This is a genomic window from Clostridium sp. DJ247, assembly GCF_014231265.1.
Map to the genome: position 1 here is coordinate 1 of NZ_JABAIW010000109.1, position 4,642 is coordinate 4,642.

Annotated in this window: 6 protein-coding genes; all 6 read right to left on the minus strand. The window is 29.8% G+C overall.

Going from position 1 to position 4,642, the window contains the following annotated elements; translation table 11 throughout:
- Positions 1-207: 207 nt before the first annotated feature.
- Positions 208-1,212 carry an Rpn family recombination-promoting nuclease/putative transposase gene (locus HGI79_RS22035; protein ID WP_185652818.1) on the minus strand — a complete coding sequence of 335 codons (1,005 nt, stop codon included), beginning with the start codon at positions 1,210-1,212 and terminating at the stop codon, positions 208-210.
- 89 nt (positions 1,213-1,301) lie between these two features.
- Entirely contained in the window at positions 1,302-1,520 is a 219-nt protein-coding gene (locus HGI79_RS22040; protein WP_185652819.1) for an SMI1/KNR4 family protein, read from the minus strand.
- A 140-nt stretch (positions 1,521-1,660) separates the two neighbouring features.
- Positions 1,661-2,056: a transposase zinc-binding domain-containing protein gene (locus HGI79_RS22045; RefSeq protein WP_185652820.1), complete on the minus strand. Its 396-nt coding sequence runs from the start codon at positions 2,054-2,056 to the stop codon at positions 1,661-1,663.
- 526 nt (positions 2,057-2,582) lie between these two features.
- Positions 2,583-3,173 (minus strand): hypothetical protein, encoded by a 591-nt coding sequence (locus HGI79_RS22050; protein ID WP_185652821.1) that lies wholly within the window; start codon positions 3,171-3,173, stop codon positions 2,583-2,585.
- A 10-nt stretch (positions 3,174-3,183) separates the two neighbouring features.
- Complete coding sequence (locus tag HGI79_RS22055) at positions 3,184-4,005, minus strand: HEAT repeat domain-containing protein (protein WP_185652822.1); 822 nt, start codon at positions 4,003-4,005, stop codon at positions 3,184-3,186.
- A 16-nt stretch (positions 4,006-4,021) separates the two neighbouring features.
- A partial coding sequence (locus tag HGI79_RS22060; protein ID WP_185652823.1) for a hypothetical protein occupies positions 4,022-4,642 on the minus strand: 621 nt, incomplete at its 5' end.

The window sequence follows — 4,642 nt, forward strand, 5'->3', positions numbered from 1 at the left end:
TCTTGGATAATCTCTTATATTCTCAAGCATCTCCTTCTTTAGAATTCTTCCCTTATTAAAATTAGGGAATATATTCAGAATGTTCTTGGTAATTCTCTTCATTTACAAGCAGTACATTGAATTCTGCTAATTCCTAAAAAACAAAAACTCCTTAAGAACTTATAAATCTAAATTCTTAAGAAGTTTTATCATAATTAAACCAAATATTTAATTTTTATCAATCTCTATTTGATTCTTAAGTCTTAATATTTCAGCCCTGCTTAATTCTGTTAATTCTAATATTTCCTCAATATCCAGACCCTTTTTGATCATTTTTATAGCTATTTTTTCTATTCCTTTTTCTATTCCCTTTTCTATTCCCTTTTCTATTCCTTTTTCTATTCCCTTTTTTATTCCCTTTTCCTCTCTAAATTTGAATTCTTCTTCAATCTTTCTACCTAAATTACTTACCATATCATCCACCTCCATTTCTGATGTTTCCTTTAATAATTTATAAACATTTTCTTTTACTTCCTCTTCAAACCTATTTTTAAATATATTTATAAGCCATCCTCTAAATACCTGCTCCTGTTCCTTTGATGCGCTTTTCCTTATGATTCTTCCTATTAATTTTAGCCTTTCTATTATCTCTTCCATTTCAACATCTTGATCTAATAGAAATACTGCACTTACTACATTAGCTATTTCCAATAGTTCTTCTTTATCTATTCTATTTATGTCAAATAATAAATATCTAAAATCCACTATACTGTCTTCAAATAATTCATATCCATTTAATACTTCTTTAAAGTTTCTAGCTGCTGTCCAATTACCCTTTCCATTATATAATACTATTGGAACTATAGCTGGCAGCTTATATTCTTTTCTCTTTTTTGCTTTTTCTTCTGTATTCTTAAGTTCTTCTCTCCATATTTCTGTCATATACATCAAAAGCCTTATTGGCATCCTAAAATCTACTTTTGACTGAAGTTCTAAAAGTACATAGAATATTATGTCATTTCCATCCATGTTCACTTTATAAACTATATCTGCTTCTTCCTCTTTAAAATCTTCAAGTATAAATTCTTTATCTATTAAAACTAAATTTTCTTCTTTTATTAAGTTTACCCATTCTTTCTTTACAAAACTCTTTAAGAATTCTATAAAATTCTTTTTATGTGAAAGTATATGTTTATATCCTAAATCATGCTCATTATTTATATTTTCATCCATAAGTTTCACCGACTTTCTATACCCTGATTATATCATACACAAATAAATTAATGCTATATTTTTACTTTCTAATACTTTCAAATCTTTTACTATACCTTATTAATAATGTTTAGGTCTAAACATATCGCATTGCCGCCTGTTGTACTTGCAATTGTTACTATCCAATATTTAATCAACAAACCATCTGGAGTTAACTCCGAATTTCCATATTTAATTCCTTCAAGTGATAAAAGACTTACGTCTCCACCTATGTCTATGCCATTTATCGTTGAAAATTCCTTGTAAAAACCAATAACTATTTGCGGCACATTATAATTAAATTTGTAGTTAGTTGTTTGCATATTTGAATAATATGTTCTATAAGTGTATAATTCATAAATAAAATATTAAGGACTATGCACACTTTTACATAAGTTTTAAAGTGTGTATAGTCCTTTAATTTTCTTCATTATTGCCAGATAACTGTTCCCTTTTTACTTCTTTTCTTCTTATCAAAGGCGGCTCTATTTTTACCATTAACATTATTTATATATTCTTCTATAACCTGATACGCCATATCTTGAAGATCTTTAAGAGATTTTCTGTTCCAATAGAAATATTTTCTAAATCCCTTCGGAATAGTAAATATACAATGTCTATGTGGTACATCAAGAATTCTTCTTACCTGTTTTTCAACCCAGTCGCTTATATATTTTTTACCACATCTGTTACAAAACCTACTTTTACAACTAAAACCTATATTAATTTTTTCTAGGCATTGCATACATATATAAGCTACAAATCCTAACGCAAATTCACCACAATTTATCAGTTTTAGTACTTCTTTAAATAAATGCTCTCGCATTTATTCTGGAAACTTATCGTTTTTATTTTGCCAGAACTTTTTAAAATGATCTTTAAAAATTTGTTTAATTACACCATTACTCTTTTTCATAATACCTTATTACCTCAAATATCTTTAGTTTTTTCTAGAGTTATCCACAATATTTTCCGCAAGCTATTTCCTAAATAATTAAAGATTCTATCTCTTAACAAATATCAAAAGAGTTAATATTAAGCACTTTCGTGCAAAAGATACAAAAGAGCAAAATTAATCAAGAGACTTTAGAGGTAATTAATTCCTTAATCTATTTAGATGAGATTAGTTAATTTTCTTGTTATTTAGGAAATAGCTTGTAAAGTGATGTAATAATTACTTCTTAATAAACAAATAATAAATTTTTTTCCAAATGAGTATTTAGCTAACAGGAATAGTCTATTTATTCTCAGTGGAATAATAATCTTAATCATAAATATTATTCCACTGAAAGTACATCTTATAAAAATCTTAGCTAGATGCACATCATTTAGCGGAATATGAGCTTTGATGATTAAAAAGTCATTAATAAACCATAATTTATTTCTTCTGCTTGCTTATATAGTAATATGAGTTCCTCATATGCCTCAATTAGCTCAGAAAAAGTTATATCATAAATTACATCATTCAATTGTGGCATGCCATTATCGATAAAGCTTTGTTTTAAATTAATTAGTTCATTATGCATAATATAGATATCCTCAGCGTAAACAAATCCTAATCCCATACCACTAGGATCAAGTCTAAACATTTCTGATTCTAAAGTACGTCCGAGAATGTAATAATCTGGGTCGAAATTAGTGGATAACATATTTAAAGCCACTAATAGTGCATCCCATGCATAAGAAAGTCCCATTTCTTCTTCAGGTGAATAGTAACATGTCATCGCGAAATCTGCGAGTTCCTGAACTTCACCATTTTCCATTTCTTTTTCCCAATCATAGTCCAACAAATCTCCAGTGTATGCAGATCGTACTTTACCAATGTGATTATTAATAAACGCCTTCAATGGGGCTGAATTTTTCGTATTCCCAGAAGTGATTATTAGTTGACTTAATTCCTTACTAAAACCATCAGTATCAAATATATATGCTTTATGCTCCATACTCATAACATTACTCCATTTCTTTTTGTCGAAGTATCTGAATTGAATTCTCTAATTCTTTGCGCACGTCTCCTCGTACACGTCCATTCATAATAGGTTCCAATAAATCATAGGCATATTTTGGTGGAAGAGCCTTTGCAAACGTCGCAATAACTTCTTTTGCATAAGAATCAATTTTCATTTTCAAAATTCGTGCTCCTACTTCAGCTAATTTTCTATTAAGGTCATCTGTTAATGTATTCAGAATTACACTTTCTTCAGCTGCCCTCAAAAGTCCCTCTAGGCATTTAATAATGACATCTTCATAATCGTCTTTATTCATTGTTTTTATCCAAGATTCACTTTTATTTACATACGATTCCAGTGAATTGATAATAAATATCACATCCTGAGGCGTTAAAACAATATTGCTAGAATAATTATATAGCAATCCTGACTTAACAATTGGAGGATAATCCCCGTTGAAAAAAGCATTCTCAGCACCATTAGGACCATATTCAAGACGAATTATTACGGATTGAAGAATTGCTTTTTCACTTATTTGAACATTAAAATTAACTTCTGAAAAGCTTTTTTCTTTTTCTTGAAGCATACGTATACTTTCTATATCATTGATACTTAAAAGACTATAAACTGCTTCAATTCTTACTCGTTGTTCTTGATGATAAAGAGCTTCGTTTAATCGAGGAATGTATTTCTTATCATGTGATGCCCCCATTGCTATAATTAATTCAATGGGTAATTCTTTACCATTTCGTTCAAGCGCTTCATTTAATTGTTCATCAGTAACTGTAACCTGAACATTATTTTCATTATAAACCTTATATTTCATAAAAACCTCCTATATCTTATGGAATCTTGAAGTAATCGGGATCATATATTTCCCTTCCTGCTGATTCACCTGTCTTAGGATCATATCTTTCTATTATAATCTTTTTAGGCGGTTCTCCATACTTCTGTTTATAAGCATCAATAAACCTGTGAATTTCTTGCTTATCTTTGGAAATCGGTCTCCCTAAAGGCTTATCATCAATAATGTTTCCCTTTGGAGGTCCTTGAACCGCATCTGGTATAGCTCTTTGGTATTTTTTTGAGGGTCTGCCTTGTTTATCTATACGTTTTGGTACTTCAATAACATTCCCATCTTTGTCTTTTAACGGTTCATTCACTGTATCATAGTCGCCACTCTTACGACGTTCATCGGCCTTTACTTTATGAACCTGCTTTCCAATCTTGGTACTATTAGTTTCACCAGTAACATTTTCCTTTTTACCACCTTTACTTACTTCCTCAGCACCAGCTTTAACATTCTTAACAAAATTATCCTTAGCCTCACCGACACCCTTCATAAACTTAGTACTAGCTTCTTTTAATCCTTGAAGATCAGGTCCAATACGAAGTCTCTGTCCATTTGACATAACTACTTCTTTTCCAAAACCTAAATCCAATTCTTTAATGTCTTTTCCAAT

Coding starts and splice junctions, on each gene's coding strand:
- HGI79_RS22050 (WP_185652821.1), bottom strand. CDS start 3,173: ATGGAGCATAAAGCATATATATTTGATACTGATGGTTTTAGTAAGGAA.
- HGI79_RS22055 (WP_185652822.1), bottom strand. CDS start 4,005: ATGAAATATAAGGTTTATAATGAAAATAATGTTCAGGTTACAGTTACT.
- HGI79_RS22045 (WP_185652820.1), bottom strand. CDS start 2,056: ATGCGAGAGCATTTATTTAAAGAAGTACTAAAACTGATAAATTGTGGT.
- HGI79_RS22035 (WP_185652818.1), bottom strand. CDS start 1,212: ATGGATGAAAATATAAATAATGAGCATGATTTAGGATATAAACATATA.